Genomic DNA, 23,075 nt, shown 5'->3' on the forward strand with positions numbered 1-23,075 from the left:
GATTCTCAGACTGGGCTGCGTCCTTTCGCAGTTCCGCTGCAGCGGCGGCTGAAACCATGCAGCCCATGAGTACACAACAGATGACATCCCTGCCCTCAGTCCAAGCGCGGCTGAGCAAGGTCCCCGAGATCACGATCTGGTTCTGGGTCATTAAGATCCTGTGCACCACGGTCGGAGAGAGCTTCGCCGACTACATAAACACCGCCCTCGGAGTCCGCCTCGTCGCAACCGCCATCATCTTCATCGCCGTCACCGCCGTGGTGCTTGCGGTGCAGATCAGGCTCCGGCGCTACCGCCCGGTCGCTTACTGGCTCACCGTCGTCGTGATGAGCATCACCGGAACCCTGTGCACCGACCTGCTCACCGACCAGGCCGGCGTGCCTCTCTGGATCAGTTCGGCTGTGTTCTCCGCGGCGCTGGCCGTGGTCTTCACCATCTGGTTCGTCAGGGAACGCACCCTTTCAATCCACAGCATCGTCACCGTGCCCCGGGAAGCCTTCTACTGGCTCGCCGTGCTGGTGACCTTCGCTCTCGGCACGGCCCTGGGTGACTGGACCCTCGAGCTCACCGGATGGGGTCCCGGGCCCTCGATCCTGCTGCCCCTGGCCCTCATTGGCATCGTCACCGCTCTCTGGCGGTTCGGCGCCAACCCCGTACTCGCCTTCTGGATCGCCTACATCCTCACCCGCCCCCTGGGCGCAAACATCGGAGACTGGCTCGGCCTGACACCCGCCGAGGGAGGGCTGGGCATGGGGACCTTCACCACGAGCATCATCTTCCTCGCAGCGATCCTGGCCACCGTCGCATATCTCACGATCAGCAAAGCCGACGTCGTCGAACACACCTCCAACAAGGCAGTCCCTGCAGCGTCCCCCGCACGCCGGCGAACCACCCTGGGCATCCTGTCCGCCGTCGCGGTCGCGACCATCGCGCTCCTCGGATACACGAACAGTCTCCCGCACGAGAGCGCTCTCGCCGCCGAGGGCCCGGCAGCGGGCTGTACTGCCGGTTCCGCGCCGCTGACCCGCTCTGAGGCACAAGCGGCAGCGCAGGCACACTTCCCCGCGTCCAACATCACTGAGTTCCGAACCATCACGTCCGACACCCTTGCCCTCGTCAAAAAAGGCAACCAGCCCGCTGCGGCGGCCCGTGTCACCGACCTCGAGACCGCCTGGGACGACAACCAACCTGCACTGAGCGCCGCGGACTGCGCCGCATGGACCTTCATTGATCAGCAGATCGACCCCGTGCTGAGCGCCGTCCGCTCCGACACTCCCAACCCGGCGACAGAACGGGCAGTCCTGAACGACCTCCTCAAAACCCTTGAAGGTGCCTGACCAGCCCGGATACACAACCGGCTTCAACGAGCAGGGACGGCGGCAAGAGGCAGAAAACCGCTCCCGGATACCGGTACCGGATATCCTTCCTGTCGGTCTCAGTGTCTTCTCAGGGAGCAGGCAGCATCATGAAGGAAACCCAAAGCAGCGCGGAAGGAGAGACGTGAACTGGGCCATCGTCCTCAAAGATCCGGCGAGGTCACGGCTGCACGGGTGACTGCACGGCACGAAGGGCCTCTGTAAGGCAGTTGGTGGCAGTCCGACGGAATCTTTGCCGGTTGTCGGCTCTTCGGTTTCGCCCTTTGATTGGGCGGCCCCGGTAGGTGGCGGACTGTCCCCGAAAGGGGGCCCGCAGACCACTGGCAAGAGGAGCCGGCAGACCGCCTGGCCACAGCCCTTGGCACCGAGAGTAGAGGTAATTTCGTGCCGCCGATGGCAAGCATGGACGGGGGAACCCGAAGAATGACCAAGGCCAGCACTGCAGCACGCGCGCAAAACGAAACAGCACCGCCGGGTATGAAGCAGGGCAGGGCATCTGGCAACTATGAATAGAGAGCAGCCATAACCATGCACAACGATCCATTCCTCATAATGACGACTGTACTAATGGCAGCAAGCGCAGTGTTCCTGCTAGGTCTCGGCATGAGCGCCAACGAGCACGAAGGTAAGGACGAGACAGAAGCAAAGATACTTAAAAGACAAGAGCAGTGCGGTAGTGAACTCCGTCTATGACCACGGCAGGGCCTGAAATGCAGGCGAGCACATCCCAAGGGCCAAGTCGATCTCCAGCTGCTGTACTGGAGGCCGCACTACATCCCCAATTTTCGTCATCACCTTCCGCCCTAAGGGGTTGAAAAGCCGGGCCTGCTGCTTTGAAAGCCGACACGCGCGACGGCTCATCGTTCCTTAACTAACGAGTGGTGGGTCGGCGCTGCTCATCCTCGCTGCTTCCTTCTTGCCGACGGTTGGCTCATAGGTGTCTGATGTGAAGGGAGGATCCATTTGCAAGCCGGCCGCTCCGACAATCATTTCGTTTCCTGGAAAAAGCCGATGATGAGAAGCTGCAATTCGCAAAATGTATCAGGGGCCGATCCAGGCCTCATCCATTAGGATTACCAAATATGGGAAGCGCGGAAAACTGGGTCGGCTATCACCTTGTAGCTCACTTAGCGCTCCACCACTGGTTCGCGATAAACGATCGGCCTGTGCCGCGGTTTGTCATGTTCGATCAGCCAACGCAGGCGTTCTTTCCCGAAGAGGTTGTTGATGCTGCTGACGATGAAAACGCCGACTGGGAAGCGGTTCGACGGCAGTTCACCCTAATGCGAGACGTCGTGTCGACGCTCACCGGCAAGCTCCAAGTGATTGTGTGCGATCACGCAAACCTCGCAGACAGTTGGTTCCAAAACGGTGTCATCGAGAATTGGCGAAACGGTGTCGCCTTCATTCCCACAGAATGGTTGACGGAGGATGGCTGAGCTCCCGCCGTTCTGCCGCGTGTGCTGACGTGCTCGACATGTTTTGCACCCATTTTTTCGTGCCGGGGCCGTCGCATGGTCAAGGGACCACTTCGGTATCCTGGCCAGGAAAGTGGTCGTCTGCATCCTCCAGGTTTAGAGTGCGGAACACCATTGCTCCATCCTTCATTACAATCTCGCCGGTCCCCGGCAAGTCTCACATTCTAAGCGTCTAATTGTCGGAAACCGGATTGGTGAACCAGTTGCGGGGCATCAGTGGTAATTCAAGCGGTCCGGCTCGGGGAATGTTCAGAACCCAGCGACTTTGACTTTCAGCGTCCCTAGATTGAAGGACACTTTTGACATTCAATCCGGGGCTCTTTGTCAGGCGAATTGCGGGCAGGAAGACCAGCACCAGTGCAGATACATCGTGGAGCGGATGCTCTGAGCGGCCCGTCTGGAGACAGTCATGCCTAATGCCGAACTACCCGCGACTCGCAGTAATGTCGTCATCGTGATGAATGAAGCTTTGGTTTATACGAGTGCTGCAGATTGGCTGTACCAACAAATCGCGGACGCTGATGGCGAAGTGATCCTGACCAGTCCCTATGTGTCCTCTGATGTGTGTCGGCGGCTGGCGGTGGCCGCTAAAGACTCGGATTCCGAATGGCATTTTTTGACTTGCTTGGACCCAACGGCGGTAGCGAACGGCTACTTGTCGGTTGAAGGCTTGGTTGAACTGCAGCAAAACGGTGTCAACGTCAGTCATGTTGAACGGCTGCATGCCAAGACGTTCATCGTTGGGAGCCGTGGTTTCGTTGGATCGGCGAACCTTACTGGTGCAGGGCTGGGCACCTCGAAGGCTCCCAACTTCGAGTTGGGTGTCGAATTGGGAGCTGCCCAGGTAGACGATGTTCGGAAAGTCATCAATTCTTGGCCCAATCGGGAAGTTACGGCACACGACTTGGAGAAGCTTCTTCTGCAGGCTCGTCGGCTTACCGAGGCAGAGGCACCTGCTTCCTGTGACATGGACAAAAACTCCGCTCTGGCTCTCGTGGAGCAGTTGCTGCTTGATGCTCGAGATGAAACCCGGACTTTGTGGCTGAAATCTGAATACGGTGAACCGGCGCTGGACCAATGGCGCAACGAGTGGTATTTCGGCAGCCCTGCAAAGGGACGGCCAAGCATCAAACCAAGAGACTTGGTCGTCATCTGCGCACAGACCCGCGACTGCTACGCAGTCGTGGAGGTGACGTCAGAGCCAATATTCCTCCCTGATGATTACCGTGCCGAAAGAGGTGAAGAGGCGGATCGTTGGCCATGGGTAAGCAGGACAATACCGCGATTCGTCCCGGATGAATTGCTTGAGCTCAAGGCACATGAACTCGTTCGCAGCACGGGCGGGCTGCAGAACGGACATATTAAGCTGAAGTTCGACCAGTTCACCAACGGCGTTCGTTCCCTCGCCAGACTCGTGACCGACTAGCTTTGGCAATTCACGCTTGACGCTTCTGTCCGTTGCGACCGCTAATTGTTCGCTTGTCAATGTTTTCGGCTCCGGACCGTGCAGTACTGTCCTCAAACTACGCCGGATCTTATGCGGACGCGGCGTTGCCAAATGGCATTAGCTGCTGTCACGTCCTCTCGGGTGGATACCGAGCGGACCGCCGCGACCGCGCTAAACACCGAGGGCTTGACGTATGACGAGGTACTGCGCCTAAGAGTCGGCGGGAGTACTTTGGGCCGATGACGCCAGTCGGCGGCAGGCGATCGCGGAACAACGCTAGGCGTATGGGAGCCGCTCCTGGTACCACAACCGTGATTTCTAGGGGTGCCATCCATGACCGCAAAATGGGGCATGCGGCTGAGGCTGTGCTCAGAGATATTGCTTAAGCCAATCAGGCATGTTCGAATCACCAACTCCCCACGTTTCCACAGCCTCCTCGTCTTCTTGCCAACTGTTTTCGTGGCCGCCAAAGAACTTCTGTCTATGGCATTTGTACTTGACGACACTGTCACCTTCGAGCCTGTATTCGTTCCAGTAGTAATTCTGTTTTCCGTATCCGTTCCACTCTTTGGTTCTATAGATCGTCATACCATGGCCCGAGTTCCCTCTAGATGGAATGCTCTCCTGCGATTGGTAGAGCAGTCGATGTGTGCAGCAAAGTTTTGCTCCCTGTGGAGCGTCTACGCTCTCGAGTCTACGTCTTCAGCGGCAAAGGCTATCGGGACTGCCATATGGTTTGCTTCGATTCCTTGAACTGCTCCAAGGAATGTCGCCGTGTCAACGAGATCCGGGGCAATCCCTAGCTTCGATTATTTAACGGGGTACTTCGGTGGCTTCCTTTGCAATCAGCTGAGGCAGTGGCGGCACCTGGTGCTTGCTTGATCCATCCATGTACGAGGCGTGTGCTGTTCTTCGGTGCGCGCATGGGCGAGGACCTCATCGGCACGAACTCTCACGGCACCGTTATGGAAGAAGGCGAGAGCCGGGGGAGCCGAGCACTTCAACGAGGCGCTCCAGAACAGCTACTGCATATCGGTTCCGATCCGTACAGATCCGCAGGGTCGGTTCGGGGTGTCCTAGGGTCATCCCGCTCCTCCTCCCTTTCGGTTGTGGTGGACTGTTCTGCTTAGTCATGGTTGGCCTGGGTTGGAACTGCATCACTGTCTTGAGTTGGAGAGTTATCTCTGCCGTGCTGTTGCCTGTTTCTGCCTCCACGACACATCCACCTGGAGTGGCGTCGTTGGGTGCTGCGCGGTCCTGCACTTCCGATGGCGGGACCTTGCTGGGCAAATAGACTGATCGTCGGGATTGGGCATTACCGAGGGGGACATCTTGACGGAATGGAAGCCGAGCTGGTGGGCTCGGATGTTCAAAGGAGCAGGGTCATGGGTGCTGTCGATAGGCGACGGTCGTCTGCATGTCTTCGGGATCCCACGTGAAGTGGACGTCGATGTCCTCGACATCCTGGGACTCGTTGTCGATGAGGGCCCGAGACGGATAGTCATCACTCTCGCCCATCGGGCAGAGGCGGTGCTGACGGGGCTCTCACGTCGCGCTGCGCGGGAGGTTGAGGCCGCGTACCGCTCCGAGCTCCACGAGCGACAGCGTCTCGCCGCTCTGGTCTCGGCAGCTGAGAGGCAGGGTGAGGCGGCCCGCTTGTGGTGGTCGCAGGTGCAAGAGGTGATGGAGCGACCGAGATGGGTGGACCAGGAGACGATCGCCGCGCTCGAGCGCATCCGTCCAGACGTTGCTGCGTGGTTGGCTGCCGGCACTGATCCGCGTTTCTCCGCGTTCCCCTTGGGGAATCGCGCTGACCAGCGGGGCGCGGTCGATGCCTGCGGCACTACTGACTTACCGGAGTGGGCTGCCCGGCGTAACGAAGCGTTCCTGGAGTCGGAGAAAGACGCACTGGCGGACTTCTTCCGCACGGTGGAGAAGTCGCCTTTGACCGAGGAGCAGGTTAGGGCGACGGTCTGCTTCGACAATCGGGTGCGGGTTGTGGCGGCCGCGGGCTCGGGAAAGACCTCGACGATGGTTGCCCGCGCCGGGTACGCGATCCGAAGGAAAATCGCGCAGCCGACCGAGATCCTCGCGCTTGCGTTCAACAGGAAGGCGGCCGGTGAACTTTCGGAGCGTCTCGTCTCCCGCCTCGGCGATGATGGTGCGTCGGTGGCATCGAGCACGTTCCACTCCTTTGGGCTACGTATCATCGGCGAGGCCACGGGCCGCAAGCCTTCCCTCCCGGACGACCTCGCCACCGACAACGGCATCGGGAGACTGTCGAGGGTCGTCGATGCCCTCCGCGGCCAGGACCCGGCCTTCCGTCGCGAGTGGGACCTGTTCCGCCTCGTGTTCGGCCGGCAGCTGCCCGATCCCGGAGACGAAGCCGAACCTGAGAAGGTAGACCGGCGGACAGGAGCGCAGGGGTTCGAGACGCTGGCCGGGGAGATCGTGAAGAGCCAGGAAGAGGTGATGATCGCCAACTGGTTGTTCTTCAACGGGGTTTGCTACGAGTACGAGCGCCCATACGCTTTCGACGTCGCGGACGCCCACCACCGGCAGTACCAGCCGGATTTCTGCTACCCGGACATCGATATCTGGCATGAGCACTGGGCGCTGGGACCCGACGGTGTTCCGCCGCCCCACTTCGAGGGATACGCCGAGAGCATGGCGTGGCGGCGTCAGACCCATGCCCGGTACGGCACCGGACTGATAGAGACGACCTCGGCCACCATCCGGGACGGGTCCGGGTTCGACCACCTCGAGCGGGAGCTCCGCAGGCATGGAATCGAGCTGGAGGAAGACCCGTACCGGGAAGCAGCGGGGGAGCCGCCGATCACCGACCGGGCCATGATCACGCTGATGCGGTCATTCATGTCCCATGCGAAGGGCAATCGCCTCAGTCCGGACGAGCTCACGCAGCGGGCCGGCCACGAGTTGCGTGCCCGGCTGTTCGTGCGCCTGTACACGGCGGTTGTCGCGGAATGGGACCGTCAGCTCCGGGCTGCAGGCCAGATCGATTTCGAGGACATGCTGAACCTCGCCACCGACTATGTCGACTCAGGCAGGTGGGCGAGTTCCTACAGGGTTGTCATGGTCGACGAAATGCAGGACACGAGCGCGGCGCGCGCGGGGCTCGTCCGGGCCCTGCTGAAGACAAAGGGCACCTACCTCTACGCGGTCGGCGACGACTGGCAGTCCATCAACCGGTTCGCGGGCTCCGACCTCAGCGTAATGACGGGTTTCGACAACTGGTTCGGGGCAGCGTCGACCATCTGGCTGGACCGCACGTTCCGGTCCCCGCAGTCGCTGTGCGATATCGCCGGCGGGTTCGTGACGAGGAACCCTGGGCAGATCCGCAAGCAGATCGGCTCCTCAGCGCCCGACTACGGCGAGACCGTGTTCGCTGTCAGCGTGGACAACCGTGCCGACTACGACTCGGTCCTCCGGCAGCAGCTCGCCGGGCTCGACGCGCAGCTCACCGCGCCAGCGACCGTCTTGCTGCTTGGCCGGTACACACGTTCCCGGGACGACGTCCGCTCCGCGCTGCACGCCAAGCACGCCCATCTGAAGGTGGAGTTCAACACAGTGCATGCTTCGAAAGGGAAGGAGGCCGACTACGTCGTCGTCCTCGGGCTGGAGATACGCGGCTTCCCCAGCACTGTCGAGGACGATCCTCTCCTGCAGTTGGCCATGGCGGCACCCGAATCGCACCCCTATGCGGAGGAACGGCGTCTCTTCTACGTCGCACTCACCCGTGCACGCCGTTCGGTGCTCCTGCTCACCCGCACCGGGCACGAATCACCCTTTCTCCTCGAGCTCGTCAGGGACCACACGATCTCCGTCCGGTCTTCGAACGGCACAGACATCACCCCCGTCATCTGCCCTAAATGCGAGAAACGGGCCATGCGACGGCGCAAGGGACGGCACGGCGATTTCCTCGGCTGCACGGGCTACCCGCTATGCACCGGAACTCTAAACCTCACAGCCCGCCGGGCCTCATCGGGAACTGCTCAGGACCTGCTGCGCGGTTCTCATGCTTCGAGGACCTTGCCGTGAGTCTTGACTTTGGCGTGCGCGACAGACAGTCGAGGTTGCGCCCTTCTTCCCACCTCGCCAGCCGTTCGAAGTGCGTGTTGTCGGAGCAACGGGGGCCAGATACTCAACCTCGCCCCGAGGAACCCGGGGGCAGATGCTCAACCTCGCCCGAGGATCCCTTTTGCGGGTGCTCTACGGAGTCCCGGGCCCAGCGGGATCTACGACCAAGGCTCCAGACGAAACCTCCCGGTCATGCACAAGACGGAGGGCACCACCAGAATCCGGACAGTTTGGAGGTCCTCGGCATGCCGGACCGCCTGAAAGCTTCAGCCGTGGGCGAGGATTGAGCCATGGCAAAGCACATTCTCGGTCGAACCCCCGTAGGTCACCAGGAGATTATGTCCGTTGCGGTGATCCACCCCCTGTTCTCATGAAGCAGATGAGGCTCCGGTACGCCGGAGCGTGCCGGGTGTGTGGCGCAGCTCTTCCGGTCGGGAGCGAAGCGATCTATGAGAGCGGGACAAGGACCGTCCGCTGCTTGGAGTGTGCCGCCGAGGCTCCGGAACCCGTGTCCCCGGAGCTGGATCCGTCTGGTTATGAGTCGCCGGCCGCTGACTCTGGGGTAGCCGGTTCGTCCGCCCGACGCGAATATGAGCGGCGCAAGGCGAAGGACGAGGAAAGACTCCGGGAGAAGTGGGGTGGCCTGGGTGGCCTCGCAGTTGCGCTCTCTGACGAGCGGCCGCACACCAAGTCCTGGGATCGGGGCGCGATCGGTGAGGAACGCCTCGGCGCCCGGCTAAATGCCCTGGCATCCGATAACCTAGCAGTCCTCCACGACCGACGCATCCCCGGTTCGAAGGCGAACATCGACCACATCGCCATCACTCCCGGCGGTGTCTGGGTGATCGACGCCAAGCGGTACAAGGGGCGGCCTGAACTGAAGATCGAAGGTGGCATCCTTCGCCCACGCGTCGAGAAGCTCCTCGTCGGCCGCCGTGACTGCACGAAACTGGTCGATGGAGTGCTCAAACAGGTCGATGTCGTGCGGGACCTTGTCGGGGATGTTCCGGTCACAGGGGTGCTGTGCTTCATTGAAGCAGACTGGCCTCTGATCGGAGGAGCATTCTCGACTCGCGGCGTTCACGTGCTCTGGCCGAAACGGCTAGCCAAGGTGCTTGCAGCGGTGACAGCCGGCGATGTTGATGTGGCGACTATGCGTGCTGCGGTAGCCTCCCGATTCCGGTCTGCGTGATTTGTCGGGATGCCGACGCAAGGGCTGTCTATCTTCGCTCGCCAAAGGTAGAAAGAGAATCACCGTAAACTGCATGCGTTAGTGGCCCCGGGTACCCAAGTTCCTGCAGACAGGTAGTCATGGCCTCGTCGATTGTTCTGGGCATGAGATGTTCGAAGGAGTCCACCGCCTATGACGTTCGTTGAATCCCGACCCCTGGCTTGGTCCGCGCAGACATGCTCGGCCAATTTCGTGTGTCGAATTCTGGCTGAGCCATGTCCCGCCGAAGGGAAGACGGCCGAAGCTTCCGGCGTCCGAAAATCTGCGGGACATCCACTGAACAGGGTGCAAGGTAGGCAAAAAGAGGGTGTGCACAATGTGCACACCCTGGGCTTCGGATTCGGTTGTACCGGCGTCGGACTGGGCCGGACTGGTGATGTTTTCGGGGGAGTGGCGGATTTTCAGGGGGTGGCGCCCGGTTCGAGTCCCATCTTGGGCACGTGTTTTCCCTGTTCAGGGGCTTTTTAGCCTCTGACTGGTGCACATGTTTTGTTGTGAAGGGCCCCTTCGGGGGCCTTTCTTATTGGCGGCTGGTGGTGTGGCCGGTTGCCTCCTTGCCTGGTTCTTGTCCTGGAGTGTTTGCTCTTTGGTACCTGTTCATGGACGTTGTTGGGCTGGCCAACATGATCTGAGAACGTTCGGCGGAAAATTTCTTTTCTGCTCGATGTTGGTTGTTCATCCCGCTCCTCCTTTTCGGTTGTGGTGGACTGTTCTGCTCGTTCATGGTCGGCCTGGGGTAGAACTGCATGACCTTCAAAAGTTGCGGAACCATCTGTGCGATGGTGTTGCCTGTTTCTGCCTCCACGACTGTTCATGGCAGGGCTTCCGGCTGACTGCATGACTGTCAGGGCTCTATGAAGGATGCCAAGTGGGGCTTCGTCTCCCAGGCCGAAGCGTTCAGGATTTCGGGGGCCTAAAACCCGGTTGCCGCTGGCAGACGACTCTGGCTGGCAAAGCATTTCCACGGTGTCATGACACCTGTAACGTGGGGAGCGGAAGGAAGGTAGCGAGGGAAGGCGCCATGTCAGCCGGTACAACGAGGCATACGATCCGTATCGAGGATGACTTGTGGGACCGGGCCCAGGCCAAGGCTGCCAGCGAGGGCACGACCGTTTCCGAACGCGTGCGGGCGGGACTGCGGGAGTACGTGTACGGGCCGGAGGCCCGGCACACCATCGCTGATTCCCTCGTCTACCTGGTCCCGGGTGCCTTTGAGGATCTGACAGGGCCGGCGTCGGGTACTGTGCAGCTGCCGGTCCATTTGGACTGGGGACCGGATAACGTCTGTGACGTGGCTGATGATGGAAGCTGCGCCGTGCTGTACCAGTTGACGCTGCAGAACTCGGGGTCGGTCGATGAGATGGCCGGGATCATCAATGTCGGCCGGCTGCTCGGGCTGTGGCCCTCGATGCGGCTGCCCGACCCGTGCCGTCACCTCTGGGAGGCGGCCTTCCCGCAGCTTCCCCGACACCATGAAAGCCGGGAGCATCCGTCCTGGGCGGCATCAACCGCTCAGCAACCGAGGTAGCTTCACGGCAACTTCAGACGGCGTTATCCGTTCTCGCTGACGACGGCTTCAATCCTCGCCCGGGGGACAGGCACTAGCCGAACACGGGGCGGCATTCGACCGGGGTTTCCGTGATTCTTAGGAACCGTCGGGGTGTGGAGTAGGCGTTGGGCGCATGGCCTCGACGTCGAGTTCCAGTGCGATTTTCTCGTCCACGGTCAGCGGGCACACTGCCTCCTCGAACAGGTCCGCGCCGGAAGCCCAGTTGTCCCACCGGCCGTCGCTGCGAATGGTGCCGGTGGTGGAGTCTAGAGACCGGACTGCCGCGGCGATGAGGATGGCGGTGACCACGATGTCGTAGGGCCGGTTCTCGGTCGTGCAGAACGTCCCCATGTCGGGGTGGCGCGGCGGTTTGGTGCCGCGCAGATGGAACGTCTCGTCGGCCTCCGCGGCAGCCTTAAAACCGTTCAGACGGATTCCGTCCTCTTCGTTCAGGATTGGCGGTCCCTGGCCGGCCGGTCCGTAGATGGTCACCGCGGAGGCATCAATGATCTTTCTGGCATCGGCGATGACGTCCGCGGTGGCCGCAAGGCCCTGGAAGTAGTGGGTGAAACCCGTGGGCATCTCCTTGGCAGTCTTACCCAAAATCTATCGCTCCCAGAGGATCACGGCGCCTTCGGCTGCCGTCCTAATATGTTTCCATTTGGGGTGAATCTGTGGAGGCGATTGGGGGCCATGCAGATCTGACGGCACTCCAAACAGGCCAGAGGTTCAGGGAATTCATCGTGCATATGCGGGGCGACACGATTCAGCACTCCTGCATCGCGGCTATTGCTGCGGGTGGCTGAGGTTGAGCTGCCGCGCGTGGAAGTCAAAATGCTTGGTGGGGTACGCGTATACGTCGTTGAGCGTCATCGACGGTGCGAAGAACGGATCCCACCGGTCCGGGAAGGGCATCGATCGTGCCAGGGACGCGGGGCTTTCGTGTTCCAGTTTGCGGGAGATGGACCTGATGGTTCTGTCGAGTTTCCGGGCCATTCTTCGCTTGTTGTAGACGAGGGCTGCGCCGCGGGAACCCCAATAGTTGACGGCGTCGAAGGGGGGCGTGCCTGCGTTCAGGAGCGCGGCGAAGGCCTTGCCAACGGGTTTCGGGAGCCGGCTGATGAGGTGGACCAGCGGAAGCAGGGCGCGGACCACCATGTAGCCGAAAACCATATGGAAGAGCAGTTCTTCGTTGGTCCACTTTGTGCCGTTGCTTCTCCGGCGAAGTTCCTCGGCGGTGGCGTTCTCCAGCCAGGTTCCGAGCTCTGTGGCTGCGCGGCCGTAGTCAGCCACGATGTCTGCCTTGGTTGCCACCTCGTGCCTCCCTCCGTTTTGATACCGCTGACGTTCAGATGGCGGGGGAGCGGCGTTCGATCAGGATGGTGTCGCGCCACTGTCCGGCCTGCGGCCCATGGGGCATCCGGGCTATGCGGTTCCTGCGCCCCACGACGACGTAGCCGTTGGCCAAGTGGAGTTTGAGGCTTGCTTCGTTTTCCGGGAAGACGCTGGCCTGGATGGTCCAGATCCCGTCAGCCTCCGTGGAGTCCGCCAGGGCCCGCAGCAGGACCGCGCCAAGGCCGAGCCCCCGCGCTTCAGCGGCGACATATACGGAGTGTTCGACCACGCCCGAGTAAACGGGACGGGCGGAAACCGGGGAGACGGCTGCCCAGCCAAGAATCCTGCCTTCTGCATTTTCGGCGACGAGCCGGTGGCCGGCCAGTCTGGACCGGTCAAAGTCCTCCCAGCCCGGGGCCGCGGATTCGAAGGTGGCATCGCCGGTGTCGATGCCCTCCTGGTAGATGCGCCGGACATCGGCCCAGTCGGCGGGGTCCATGGCACGGACCGCCACCGCGGCGGTCACAGCTTCTGACGTCACAGGTTCGCGAGGTTGCCGGCGATGCCGTCCAGGGCACCGGGAATCAGGGAGAAGTAGGCCCAGGTGCCGCGCTTTTCGCGGTGCAGCAGCCCAGCTTCCACAAGGACCTTCAGGTGGTGGGACACCGTGGGCTGGCTCAGGTCCAGCGGATCGGTCAGGTCACACACGCAGGTGGCCCCGGAGGACGCAGCCTTGATGATGGAGAGCAGCCGGAGCCGGTTCGGGTCGGCCAGCGCCTTGAAAACCAGGGCCTGCTGCTTCGCTTCCTCGGCGCCGAGGGCGGGCGCGCCTGCCGGCGCGCAGCAGGCGTCATCCGTGACGGGCTCGAGAACAGGCAGCAACTTCATGTACCCATTATGCGTCAATATTGATATTCATCAATGTACGACGGCGGGACGCCCCAAGCGGCGGGCCGCCGGACGCTTCGCGCAGCTAGGGGCTAGGAGCCGGCCTTTCCGGCTTCATGCGGGAGTACGACGTCGTCCGCGGCGCGGCCTGCCGAGGGGAACAGGAGGATGAGGAGCCCCAGTCCTGCTGCCGCACCGATGAGCTGCGCGACAATGAAGCCGGGCACGGAGCCCGGCGCGATGCCGGCAAACGTGTCGCTGAAGATGCGGCCGACCGTCACGGCGGGGTTGGCGAAGGATGTCGAGGACGTGAACCAGTACGCGGCCCCGATGTAGGCGCCCACCGCCGGCGCTGCGAGGACGCCCCGTTTGGTGGCTGCCAGGGTGAAGATCAGCAGGATGAGTCCGGCGGTCGCAACGACCTCTCCGAGCAGGTGCCCGCCGGTGGCGCGGTCCTTGCCCGAGATGGAGGTTCCGGCCTCAAACATGGCGTTCGCGACGACGCTGCCGCTTATCGCACCCACTGTCTGCGCGGCCACGTACGTGCCGAGATCCGGAAGGGCCAGCCCTGCACCGCTGCGCCGGCCCAGGATCCAGTCGGCCAGGGACACTACCGGGTTGAAGTGCGCCCCGCTGACCGGGCCGAAGATGAGGATCAGCACCGTCAGGCCCAGCACCGTGGCGGTGCTGTTCTGCAGCAGCTGCAGGCCGACGTCGTTCGGGGAGAGCTGCTGCGCGGCGATCCCGGAGCCCACGACGATCATCACGAGCAGGCTGGTGCCAAGAAGTTCGGCAAGGGCACGGCGCCACAGCGGCGGCTGGTTGGAAGTCATGGGACCAAGCTTGACCCAAGAAATTAACTCAGTCAAAATTGAGTCAATGAAAAATGAACCAGCGGAGGCCTTTCAGGCGCGGGTCGCGAAGCATGGGGCCCTTGCCGATCCTGCGCGGCTGCGCATCGTCGATCTGCTGACCCTGGGCGATTTCTCCCCGACGGAGCTTCAGGCTGAGCTGGGCATGCCCTCGAACCTGCTGTCGCACCATCTGCGGACGCTGGAAGGGGCAGGCATGGTAACCCGCCACCGCTCCGAAGCCGACAAGCGGCGCAGCTATATTCTCCTCGCCACCGGCGCACTGGAAGGCCTGGCGCCCGGGGTGGAGCACGGCGCCAGCCGTGTCCTGTTCGTCTGCACCCGCAACAGCGCGCGTTCCCAGCTGGCGGCAGCGCTTTGGCAGCAGGTCAGCGACATCCCGGCGGTCTCGGCCGGAACGCACCCGGCTGACCATATCGCGCAGGGAGCTGTCGATGTCGCCCGCCGGCATGGACTCACGCTTGCAGACCGCTTACCGCGGAGGCTGGACCAGGTTGCCGGCGACGGCGACTTCGTCGTGACCGTGTGCGACAACGCCCATGAGGAGCTCTCAGGCCTGGGCGGCGTCCACTGGTCCGTGCCGGATCCGCTGCGGATCAACACCGAGGAGGCCTTCGAGAACGCCTTCACCGACATCTCGCACCGCATCAGCGACCTCGCGCCACGCCTGACCGCCGCCTGACCCCGCAAGTCCGGCCCAATGGTCCGGCCAGAAAAGCCGCCTGACATAAATATTGACAACCATCAATGTATCGTTCGATACTCCATACATCGATCATCATCAATATCTAGTGAGAGATGCAGGACGTGCCGGGCGTGACGACCTCGCCAAGACCGTTCACCCAACCAGATATTCCAGGAGAAAAACCGTGAGCACCGAAACCGCCAAGAAGCCCTCCGTCCTGTTCGTTTGCGTCCACAACGCCGGCCGCTCCCAGATGGCCGCAGCGTTCCTCACCACCCTGGGCAAGGGCGAGATCGAGGTCCGTTCCGCCGGGTCCCAGCCCGCTGACAAGATAAACCCCGCCGCCGTCGAGGCCATGAAAGAGGTGGGCATCGACATGTCCGCCGAGGTCCCCAAGGTCCTCACCACCGAAGCCGTCAAGGAATCCGACGTCGTGATCACCATGGGCTGCGGCGACGAGTGCCCTTACTTCCCCGGCAAGCGCTACGAGGACTGGGTCCTGGAAGACCCTGCCGGCAAGGGCGTGGAGTCCGTCCGGCCGATCCGCGACCAGATCAAGACACGCATCGAGGGCCTGATCGAATCCCTCATCCCCGCCGCAAAGTAGCCGGCCCCGGACAGCAGGAGAAAAATCCCGTGAGCAGCAACACCAAGGCCCCCAAAGAAGCCATCCGCGAGCAGCTGATCATCGTCGGCTCCGGGCCCTCGGGCTACACGGCTGCGATTTATGCGGCCCGGGCAGGCCTGAAGCCGCTGGTCCTGGCGGGTTCGGTCACGGCCGGCGGGGCGCTGATGAACACCACCGAGGTGGAGAACTTCCCTGGCTTCCCGGACGGCGTCCAGGGGCCCGAGCTGATGGACGGCCTGCAGCAGCAAGCAGAGAAGTTCGGCGCGCAGGTCGTGTTCGACGACGCCACGTCCGTTCAGCTCAAAGGCCACCTCAAGCGTGTGGTCGCCGGCGGCGGCGAGACGTATGAGGCTCCCGCCGTCATCCTGGCCACCGGTTCGGCGTATAAAGAACTGGGGCTGGCCGAGGAGAAAAAGTTCAGCGGGCACGGGGTCTCGTGGTGCGCCACCTGTGACGGGTTTTTCTTCCGCGACCAGGACATCATCGTGGTCGGCGGTGGCGATTCCGCGATGGAGGAGGCCACTTTCCTGACCCGCTTCGGGAAGTCGGTGACCGTCGTCGTCCGCAAGGGTGAGCTGCGCGCCTCCAGGATCATGGCGCAGCGTGCCAAGGACAACCCGAAGATCACCTTCGCGTGGAACTCGGCCATCACGGCGATCCACGGCAACGGGAAGGTCAGCGGGGTCACCCTGACCGACACCCGCACCGGCGAAACACGGCAGCAGGGCGCAACCGGTTTGTTCGTGGCGATCGGGCACGTGCCGCGCACCGAGCTGGTGGCCGGGCAGGTGGAGCTCGACGCCGAGGGCTACATCAAGGTCGATTCGCCCACCACGTGCACCAACCTCAGCGGCGTGTTCGCCTGCGGGGACGCCGTTGACCACCGCTACCGCCAGGCAATCACCGCCGCCGGCACCGGCTGCGCCGCGGCCCTCGACGCGGAACGCTACCTCGCAGCGCTCGAGGACGCGGACAGCATCGCCACAGCCCTGGTGGAAGACCCAATCCACGCCTGAAACCCGGAACCGGGGGAGGAGGTGAGCTGAATGAGGAACGGATGCTGCGGCGACTCGGGCTGCTGCGACGACGATCAGGACTGCTGCTAAACAACCCCCGGCCCGCCGGCCCCTAATGAAGGGCCGGCGGGGTCCGCCGGAACTGAACCGCTACACCTAACACGAAAGAGGACAGCATGGATTCGACGAAGAACTTTCCCGTGGCCGTGATCGGTGCCGGACCGGTCGGACTTGCCGCCGCGGCGCACCTGCTGGAGCGCGGGCTGGAGCCGCTGGTCTTCGAGGCAGGTCCGACGGTGGGCGCGGCCATCGAGCAGTGGCGGCACATCCGGCTGTTCTCACCATGGCGGTACAACCTCGACGCCGCCGCCCTCCGCCTGCTCGAAGCCTCCGGCTGGAAGTCTCCCCGTCTGACCGCGCTTCCGTATGGCGGGGAACTCGTCGACAACTACCTCGCACCGCTGGCCGCTCTCCCGGAGATCGCGTCCCGGCTGCAGACCGGCGCGCGCGTCGTCGCCGTGACCAGGCAGGGCCTTGACAAGACCCACGTCCGCAACCGCGACACCACACCCTTCACCGTCCGGGTAGAGCACGGCGACGGCGAAACCCGCGACCACACAGTGGCGGCCGTCATCGACGCCTCCGGCACCTGGTCCCGCCGAAACCCGCTGGGCACCTCCGGCCTGCCCGCCATCGGCGAAGACAGCGCGGCGGACCGTATCTCCGCGCCGCTTCCCGACGTCACCAGCCGCGACCGCGCAGCCTTCGCCGGCAAACGTGTCCTGGTGGTCGGCGCCGGGCACTCCGCCGCCAACACCCTCATCAGCCTGTCCGAACTCGCCAAGGACGGACCGGACACCACCATCCTGTGGGCCGTCCGCGGCAACTCCGCGGCGAAGGTCTACGGCGGCGGCGACGCCGACGGCCTCCCCGCCCGGGGCCAACTCGGCGGCCGGCTCCGCCGGCTCGTGGAAGCCGGCAAGATCGAACTGCACACCGGCTTCGGCATCGCGTCCCTCAAAGCGCTGGACTCCGGCGTGACCGTCGGGGCTGTGGACGGCCGCACCCTCGAGGCCGACGTCGTGGTGCCCTGCACCGGCTTCCGCCCGGACTTGGACATCCTCCGCGAGCTCCGGCTCAACCTGGACCCGGCCGTCGAGGCACCGGTGGAGCTCGGCCCGCTGATCGACCCCGAATTCCACTCCTGCGGCACCGTCCCGCCGCACGGCGCCAGGCTGCTGGCCCACCCGGAGAAAGACTTCTACATCGTGGGCATGAAGTCCTACGGCCGGGCACCCACCTTCCTGCTGGCCACCGGCTACGAACAGGTCCGCTCCGTCGTCGCCGCCCTCGCCGGGGACCGCGAAGCCGCCGACACCGTCCACCTCGAACTCCCCGAGACCGGCGTCTGCTCCACCGACGCCGGCACCAGCTGCGACGTCCCCGCCGCGACCGGATCGGCGGCAGCTGATGCCAACACTGAGGGCGGCTGCTGCGGCACGCCCGAACCGGTGCTGGTCGGCTTCCCTACCGGGTTGACGCACGGCCGCTCCGGCATCAACTAGGAATCCGCGCGAAACCCAATCATTGGAGTGCTGTCATGACCGAGAACCATGAGACCCATTTGGGGCTGCAGGACAACACCGAGGTCCTGCACCGGATCAGTGCCCGCCTCGGCGAAAGGTTCGCAGGGATCTTCGCCGCCGAAACCGTCGAACGCTACGTCTTCGAGTCCTACACGGCCCTGGCCCGGACCGCGAAGATCACCACCTACCTTCCCGCGACCACCGAGCACTTCGCTAGCGACCGGCTCAGCGCCCTGGCCAAGTCCAAGGGAGCGATTGCCTCCGAGGTCCCCGAGGTGCTGTTCGTGTGCGTGCAGAACGCCGGACGGTCCCAGATGGCCGCCGCGCTGCTCACAGTGGAGGCCAAGGGCAGGATCCACGTCCGCTCCGCAGGCTCCCTGCCGGCATCGGAACTGGACCCCGCCGTCGTGACGGTGATGTCGGAGATGGGCCTGGACCTGTCCCAGAACTACCCCAAGCCGCTCACCGACGACGTGGTGCGCGCCTCCGACGTGGTCATCACGATGGGCTGCGGTGACTCGTGCCCCATCTATCCCGGCAAACGCTACGAGGACTGGGACCTGCCGGACCCGGCCGACCAGCCCCTCGACACGGTCCGGGAGATCCGCGACCAGATCCACGACCGGGTCAAAACCCTGGTCGCCTCACTCACAAAGGAACCAACGCACTCATGACCGAGCAAAACCCCAGCCAGAAGACCCCGGCCGTGCTCTTCGTCTGCAGCAAGAACGGCGGCAAGTCCCAGCTCGCCGCCGGCCTGATGAACCAGCTCGCCGGCGGGGACGTCACCGTCTACTCCGCAGGCACCAAACCCTGCAGCTCCCTCAACCCGCAGGCCGTGGAGTCCCTCACCGAACTCGGCATCGACATCACCGGCGAACACCCCAAGCCCGTCACCGACGATGTCCTCGACTCCGTGGACGCCGTCATCGTCCTGGGCACCGAAGCAAAGCTCGAGGCTCCGGCGGGGAAGAGGTTCGAGGTCTGGGAAACGGACGAGCCCTCCGAACGGGGCATCGAAGGCATGGAGCGGATGCGCCTGGTCCGGGACGACATCAAAGCCCGGGTCCAGAAGCTGCACGCGGAGCTCACCGGGAAGTAGCCATGCCCGCCCCTGCGGTATCCCGGAAACTGGTCGCAGAAGGTGCGCTGCGCGGCGGCCTCGCCGCGCTGTGCATCACTCAGACCACCGCATGGGGCGTGCTCTACTACGCGCTGCTGGCCGCAGTCCAGCCGATCAGCAATGACACCGGCTGGGACCCCGCGCTGGTCACCGGTGCCTTTTCCGCCGGACTAGTGGTGTCCGCTGTGGCGGGGATCGCGGTCGGAAGAATCCTGGACAGGACTGGCCCGCGGAACCTGATGATCGGCGGATCCCTGACCGGCTTCCTCGCCCTCGTCCTGGTCTGTGCGGCACCGAACCTGCCCGTGTTCGCTGCGGCCTGGCTGCTGGCCGGAACCGCACAGGCCGCCGTGCTGTACCAGCCGGCGTTCACCGTGATCAGCCGCTGGTACGGCCCCTCCCGGGTGCGCCCACTGACCATCCTGACCCTCGTCGCCGGGTTCGCGTCCACGATCTTCGCCCCGCTCACCGCTGCCCTCTGCAACGGCATCGGATGGCGTGGAGCTTTCCTCGTTCTCTCCGGACTGCTCGGCGCCGTGACCGTTCCACTGCACACCCGCTACCTCAACAAGACCTGGCAGCAGGAACTGTCCGCGGCCCGGATCCTCGAAGATTCCGCCCAGATACGCCGCATCCGGCGCAGCCGCGAATTCCTGGCCCTGCAAGCCCTCATGGTCCTGCTGTGCCTCGGACTCTATACGGTGACGCTGAACATCATCCCCCTGCTCATGGAAAAAGGAGCCGACTACACCCTGGCCGCCCTCGGCCTCGGACTCGTAGGAGCCGGACAAGTCGCCGGCAGGCTGCTCTTCGCAGCCCTGCCCACCAAAGCACGCATCCCCGCCGTCACCGGCACAGCCACAGTCGCGCTCCTGCTGCTGGCACTCCTGCCAGGACCGCTGCCGCTGCTGATCGGCGCCGGAATGATCGCCGGAGCCGTCCGGGGCTGCCAGACTCTGCTGCAGGCCACGATCGTCGCCACCAATTGGGGTGCCACCGGTCTTGGCACCCTTCAGGGCCTCTTCGCCGCGCCCCTCACCATCGTCACAGCACTCAGCCCGGCCCTTGGCCCGGCACTGGCCACCTGGTGTGGCTCCTTCACGGGCATGACCTACGCTATGGCAGCCGCCACCGGGACCGCCCTGCTCATCACCGTCGCGCACACCGTGCGAGGCCGCTATGTCCGATGAGGAACGGCTGGAAGGCCCCATTATCCTCGGCGTGGGGTGGTGCTTCTCAGAGCAGCTGATCCGGACGGCAGCCGCCCTGGCAGCTTCCATGGAAGAACATCTCATCTGCGCTTTCGTCGACCCCGCCAGTTACCTGACTGAATGGGAACCAGCGAACCACAGGACAGCCCTATCGCTGGACCCCAGCATCAACGAAGAAGCCGAGTTCCCGTCGCAGTACCTACAACACAGACTTGCAACCATTCTCGGCAAGCCCGGGCAAGCCTGGTCCTTCCGAGTGCTCAACGGCGCCGTGCCCAAAGCCCTCAGCCGCCTGGCCGAGAACACAGGCGCTGCGCTGCTCATCGTCGGGGCTGGTAGGCCAGGTTCCCTGGCAAGGCTGGACCGCGCCCTCGAAGGGTCTGTGTCAGCGGCCCTCGTCCATCGCCAGCAGCGGCCCGTCCTCATCATCCCGGAGTCCCGCACTAAACCCCGAAAGGAACAGCCCTCCCCAACCTAGACCCGCCGGGACCAGGCGCGAACCTGAGAGAGGAGGCCATTTAGCGTTGCGAAAAAGATGCCAAATATAGCTACGGTTCACAGTCAAAACTGGATGCCGAAAAGAACGACGATCAAAAGGTTGGTAAGAGGGTTTTTGACGTGTCTAGGAACATAGTCGGCTGTGCGAGGGTCAGCACTTGTGGTCAATCGCTCGATTCGCAGGTGGACGCGTTGGTAGCGGCCGGGGCAGTCCGCGTCTTTCAGGAGTATGCGTCCGGTGCTACCCAGGTAAGGGCACGGTGGAAGGACTGCTTGTATTATCTGCAGCCGGGCAACGTGCTATTGGTCGCGGAGCTGACCCGGCTGGGCCGAAGTACCTCCGACCTTGCGGACATCGTCACAGTGCTGGGTCAGCGGGGGATAGGCTTCCGTTCCCTGGCTGGATACGACTAGTGCCCACGGCAAGCTCATCTTTGACATGTTCGCTTCCCTCGCGGAATACGAACTATCACGGCTATCGGAAAGAACCAAGGCCGGGTTGGCTGCAGCTAAAGCGCGAGTTCGGCTCGGCGGCCGCCCACGGTCGATGACGCCAGGGAAGCTGGAAACGGCCCCGGCAGTTGCTGCTGTCTGTCGTTCATCCCTTGGGCCGAAAGAGGATGGTCCCTAGGGCCTTACTTTTCCCGTTGGTTTACGGCATCCCGAATCTTGGAGAACGGGGTGAGTTCGTGGAAGGTGTCGTCAATTAATTTATTTCGTGGCATCGCATCTGACCCGATGACGTTAGCTATCGCATCGCTGAGACTCATGTTCACAAGATGAGAATCTTTCAGTATTCGGAGCAAAATCTCGCCGAGGTTATCCGGGCTAAGGGAAGACATCCGCTCAATATCAGCCAGCGAAGCTGTCAAAACCGGGAGCAGACCAGTTCCGAAACGCTCGCGCGTCTGCACTGAGTTGGCCCCGATCATCGGCTCAGCGGTAACAATCAGGCCGACCAAGGGGCGATCCGAGGGGATATGGCTGAAGGCAGGGCTGCCGGCAGAAATCTCGGAAGCGTTGTTCTCTAATTGTCGATAGGCCTTTCCTATGTACTGTTCAATCAGCGTTTCGGCCGCCTGGGTGCCTGCTCTAGCTTCCAGGCTCATCCGTGCTGACTTGCACTCGATGAGAAGGGTTGCGGCCGGGGTGACAAGAAACCAGTCGGAAGACCGCATGAGGCCAGTCCGCTTTTTGTTCCAGGTGAACTCTGGGATGACGCTGTGCTCGCCCGTATGGCGGAGCTGCATGCCGGTATAAGCCTCTACCCTTGCGCCGAAAGCTGATCCGAAGCCCTTTCCCCAGCGCTGCATGCCGCGGTAGTAGAGGTTTTCTGTTGCGAACGCTCTTAGGACGAACTGTGGCTGTGGCGCATAGCGGAGGCCGTCACCTAGGTCTACAAAAGGGCGTTCGATCAACGGATTAAACGCATATCGCTGAAGCCCGGCGGGGAGCTGGACAGTGGCCTCGGCCCTTTCCTTTGCCTCTTGGACGGTTGTAGTCAGGAGGTCCAGCACCCGGCGAAGATGCTTTGCGGGGATGATTTCTTCGAGCTGGGAATAGTCCGGACTACCTGGCCATTCTGGGTCGAAGGTGCCCATGTGACTGCAGGCTAGGGCGAACAGCGCAAAGGATGCTGTCATTGCCGTAAGGAAGGGGACTCCTAGCAGTTCTTCCCAATCATGCTCGTTAGGGTGCTCGTACTCGGGCGCGCTCTGTGTCTTGGTGAACAGAAGAAACGATCTTGCCAGTTCGTGCCTGACATTCCTCTGATACCACGTCTGTTCATAGGCCATCCCAAGAAGCATCGTGAAGATGCTGGTCGTTGACTCGTGCGTTTCGTCCCATCCCGGCGAATTGAAAAAGTAGTTCTGCATCTGCTGCATCGCTCGGGCATCTACAGGCTTAGACCTAAGCTCATTGCTGTACAGCATGCAATCGCGCGCCATAGCCGCAAAGACCCAAGGGTGGATCCCGCGGGCCCTCTGCTTGGGCTTGTCATAAGCCCGTCGGGCCGCTGCTTCGGCTACGGCAGGAATAAGGTCAGAAGGGGC

22 protein-coding genes and 1 pseudogene are annotated in these 23,075 nt (G+C 62.9%); 15 read left to right on the top strand and 8 right to left on the bottom strand.

Features of this window, described 5'->3' with window-relative positions:
• Positions 1–65 precede the first annotated feature (65 nt).
• The 3 genes from ACFVTE_RS18345 (at position 66) to ACFVTE_RS18355 (ending at position 4,280) form a co-directional block, all read left to right on the top strand.
• Complete coding sequence (locus ACFVTE_RS18345) at positions 66–1,337, top strand: hypothetical protein (protein WP_387102791.1); 1,272 nt, start codon at positions 66–68, stop codon at positions 1,335–1,337.
• Positions 1,338–2,416: 1,079 nt separating this feature from the next.
• Positions 2,417–2,815 carry a DUF3732 domain-containing protein gene (locus tag ACFVTE_RS18350; protein ID WP_387103083.1) on the top strand — a complete coding sequence of 133 codons (399 nt, stop codon included), beginning with the start codon at positions 2,417–2,419 and terminating at the stop codon, positions 2,813–2,815.
• Positions 2,816–3,263: 448 nt separating this feature from the next.
• A complete protein-coding gene (locus ACFVTE_RS18355) occupies positions 3,264–4,280 on the top strand; it encodes a hypothetical protein (RefSeq protein WP_387102793.1) in 1,017 nt (338 codons plus the stop codon).
• Between the two features lie 1,404 nt (positions 4,281–5,684).
• Here the strand turns inward: ACFVTE_RS18355 and ACFVTE_RS18360 are convergent.
• Positions 5,685–5,819 (bottom strand): hypothetical protein, encoded by a 135-nt coding sequence (locus ACFVTE_RS18360; protein WP_387102795.1) that lies wholly within the window; start codon positions 5,817–5,819, stop codon positions 5,685–5,687.
• Positions 5,820–5,984: 165 nt separating this feature from the next.
• Here ACFVTE_RS18360 and ACFVTE_RS18365 point away from each other — a divergent pair, with 165 nt between their 5' ends.
• Entirely contained in the window at positions 5,985–8,360 is a 2,376-nt protein-coding gene (locus tag ACFVTE_RS18365) for a UvrD-helicase domain-containing protein (RefSeq protein ID WP_387102797.1), read from the top strand.
• Positions 8,361–8,769: 409 nt separating this feature from the next.
• Positions 8,770–9,591 carry a nuclease-related domain-containing protein gene (locus tag ACFVTE_RS18370; RefSeq protein ID WP_387102799.1) on the top strand — a complete coding sequence of 274 codons (822 nt, stop codon included), beginning with the start codon at positions 8,770–8,772 and terminating at the stop codon, positions 9,589–9,591.
• 559 nt (positions 9,592–10,150) lie between these two features.
• Here the strand turns inward: ACFVTE_RS18370 and ACFVTE_RS18375 are convergent.
• Positions 10,151–10,435: a hypothetical protein gene (locus ACFVTE_RS18375; protein WP_387102801.1), complete on the bottom strand. Its 285-nt coding sequence runs from the start codon at positions 10,433–10,435 to the stop codon at positions 10,151–10,153.
• Between the two features lie 216 nt (positions 10,436–10,651).
• Here ACFVTE_RS18375 and ACFVTE_RS18380 point away from each other — a divergent pair, with 216 nt between their 5' ends.
• A complete protein-coding gene (locus ACFVTE_RS18380; protein ID WP_387102803.1) occupies positions 10,652–11,158 on the top strand; it encodes a hypothetical protein in 507 nt (168 codons plus the stop codon).
• A gap of 117 nt (positions 11,159–11,275) precedes the next feature.
• Here the strand turns inward: ACFVTE_RS18380 and ACFVTE_RS18385 are convergent, their stop codons facing one another.
• The 5 genes from ACFVTE_RS18385 to ACFVTE_RS18405 form a co-directional block, all read right to left on the bottom strand.
• Positions 11,276–11,761, bottom strand: coding sequence for a hypothetical protein (locus ACFVTE_RS18385; RefSeq protein WP_387102805.1), 486 nt, complete (start codon positions 11,759–11,761; stop codon positions 11,276–11,278).
• A 204-nt stretch (positions 11,762–11,965) separates the two neighbouring features.
• On the bottom strand, positions 11,966–12,493 hold the full coding sequence (locus tag ACFVTE_RS18390; protein ID WP_387102806.1) for a DinB family protein: 528 nt from the start codon (positions 12,491–12,493) through the stop codon (positions 11,966–11,968).
• Positions 12,494–12,527: 34 nt separating this feature from the next.
• On the bottom strand, positions 12,528–13,013 hold the full coding sequence (locus ACFVTE_RS18395; protein WP_387103085.1) for a GNAT family N-acetyltransferase: 486 nt from the start codon (positions 13,011–13,013) through the stop codon (positions 12,528–12,530).
• Positions 13,014–13,051: 38 nt separating this feature from the next.
• Complete coding sequence (locus ACFVTE_RS18400; RefSeq protein WP_387102808.1) at positions 13,052–13,402, bottom strand: ArsR/SmtB family transcription factor; 351 nt, start codon at positions 13,400–13,402, stop codon at positions 13,052–13,054.
• Between the two features lie 92 nt (positions 13,403–13,494).
• The gene (locus ACFVTE_RS18405; RefSeq protein WP_387102810.1) at positions 13,495–14,235 is read right to left on the bottom strand and encodes an aquaporin; all 741 of its coding nucleotides are present in this window, start codon (positions 14,233–14,235) and stop codon (positions 13,495–13,497) included.
• A 46-nt stretch (positions 14,236–14,281) separates the two neighbouring features.
• On the opposite strand from ACFVTE_RS18405, the gene ACFVTE_RS18410 reads away from it, so the two are divergent.
• From ACFVTE_RS18410 to ACFVTE_RS18450, 9 genes and pseudogenes are all read left to right on the top strand, one after another.
• A complete protein-coding gene (locus ACFVTE_RS18410; protein WP_387102812.1) occupies positions 14,282–14,956 on the top strand; it encodes a helix-turn-helix domain-containing protein in 675 nt (224 codons plus the stop codon).
• Between the two features lie 187 nt (positions 14,957–15,143).
• Complete coding sequence (locus ACFVTE_RS18415) at positions 15,144–15,566, top strand: arsenate reductase ArsC (protein WP_387102814.1); 423 nt, start codon at positions 15,144–15,146, stop codon at positions 15,564–15,566.
• A 29-nt stretch (positions 15,567–15,595) separates the two neighbouring features.
• Positions 15,596–16,603 carry a thioredoxin-disulfide reductase gene (gene trxB, locus ACFVTE_RS18420; protein WP_387102816.1) on the top strand — a complete coding sequence of 336 codons (1,008 nt, stop codon included), beginning with the start codon at positions 15,596–15,598 and terminating at the stop codon, positions 16,601–16,603.
• A gap of 176 nt (positions 16,604–16,779) precedes the next feature.
• Positions 16,780–18,168: an FAD-dependent oxidoreductase gene (locus ACFVTE_RS18425; protein WP_387102818.1), complete on the top strand. Its 1,389-nt coding sequence runs from the start codon at positions 16,780–16,782 to the stop codon at positions 18,166–18,168.
• A gap of 35 nt (positions 18,169–18,203) precedes the next feature.
• Positions 18,204–18,863, top strand: coding sequence for an arsenate reductase ArsC (locus ACFVTE_RS18430; RefSeq protein ID WP_387102820.1), 660 nt, complete (start codon positions 18,204–18,206; stop codon positions 18,861–18,863).
• Entirely contained in the window at positions 18,860–19,291 is a 432-nt protein-coding gene (locus ACFVTE_RS18435; RefSeq protein ID WP_387102822.1) for a low molecular weight phosphatase family protein, read from the top strand. The genes ACFVTE_RS18430 and ACFVTE_RS18435 overlap by 4 nt, the downstream gene beginning before the upstream one ends.
• Positions 19,292–19,293: 2 nt before the next feature.
• Positions 19,294–20,502: an MFS transporter gene (locus ACFVTE_RS18440; RefSeq protein ID WP_387102824.1), complete on the top strand. Its 1,209-nt coding sequence runs from the start codon at positions 19,294–19,296 to the stop codon at positions 20,500–20,502.
• A complete protein-coding gene (locus ACFVTE_RS18445) occupies positions 20,492–21,001 on the top strand; it encodes a universal stress protein (protein WP_387102826.1) in 510 nt (169 codons plus the stop codon). Before ACFVTE_RS18440 ends, ACFVTE_RS18445 begins: the two co-directional genes overlap by 11 nt.
• Positions 21,002–21,141: 140 nt before the next feature.
• A pseudogene (locus tag ACFVTE_RS18450) lies at positions 21,142–21,652 on the top strand (recombinase family protein).
• Between the two features lie 4 nt (positions 21,653–21,656).
• Here the strand turns inward: ACFVTE_RS18450 and ACFVTE_RS18455 are convergent.
• Positions 21,657–22,907: a hypothetical protein gene (locus tag ACFVTE_RS18455; protein WP_387102827.1), complete on the bottom strand. Its 1,251-nt coding sequence runs from the start codon at positions 22,905–22,907 to the stop codon at positions 21,657–21,659.
• Positions 22,908–23,075 lie beyond the last annotated feature (168 nt).

The organism is Arthrobacter sp. NPDC058097 (assembly GCF_042884885.1).
Lineage (GTDB): Bacteria > Actinomycetota > Actinomycetes > Actinomycetales > Micrococcaceae > Arthrobacter.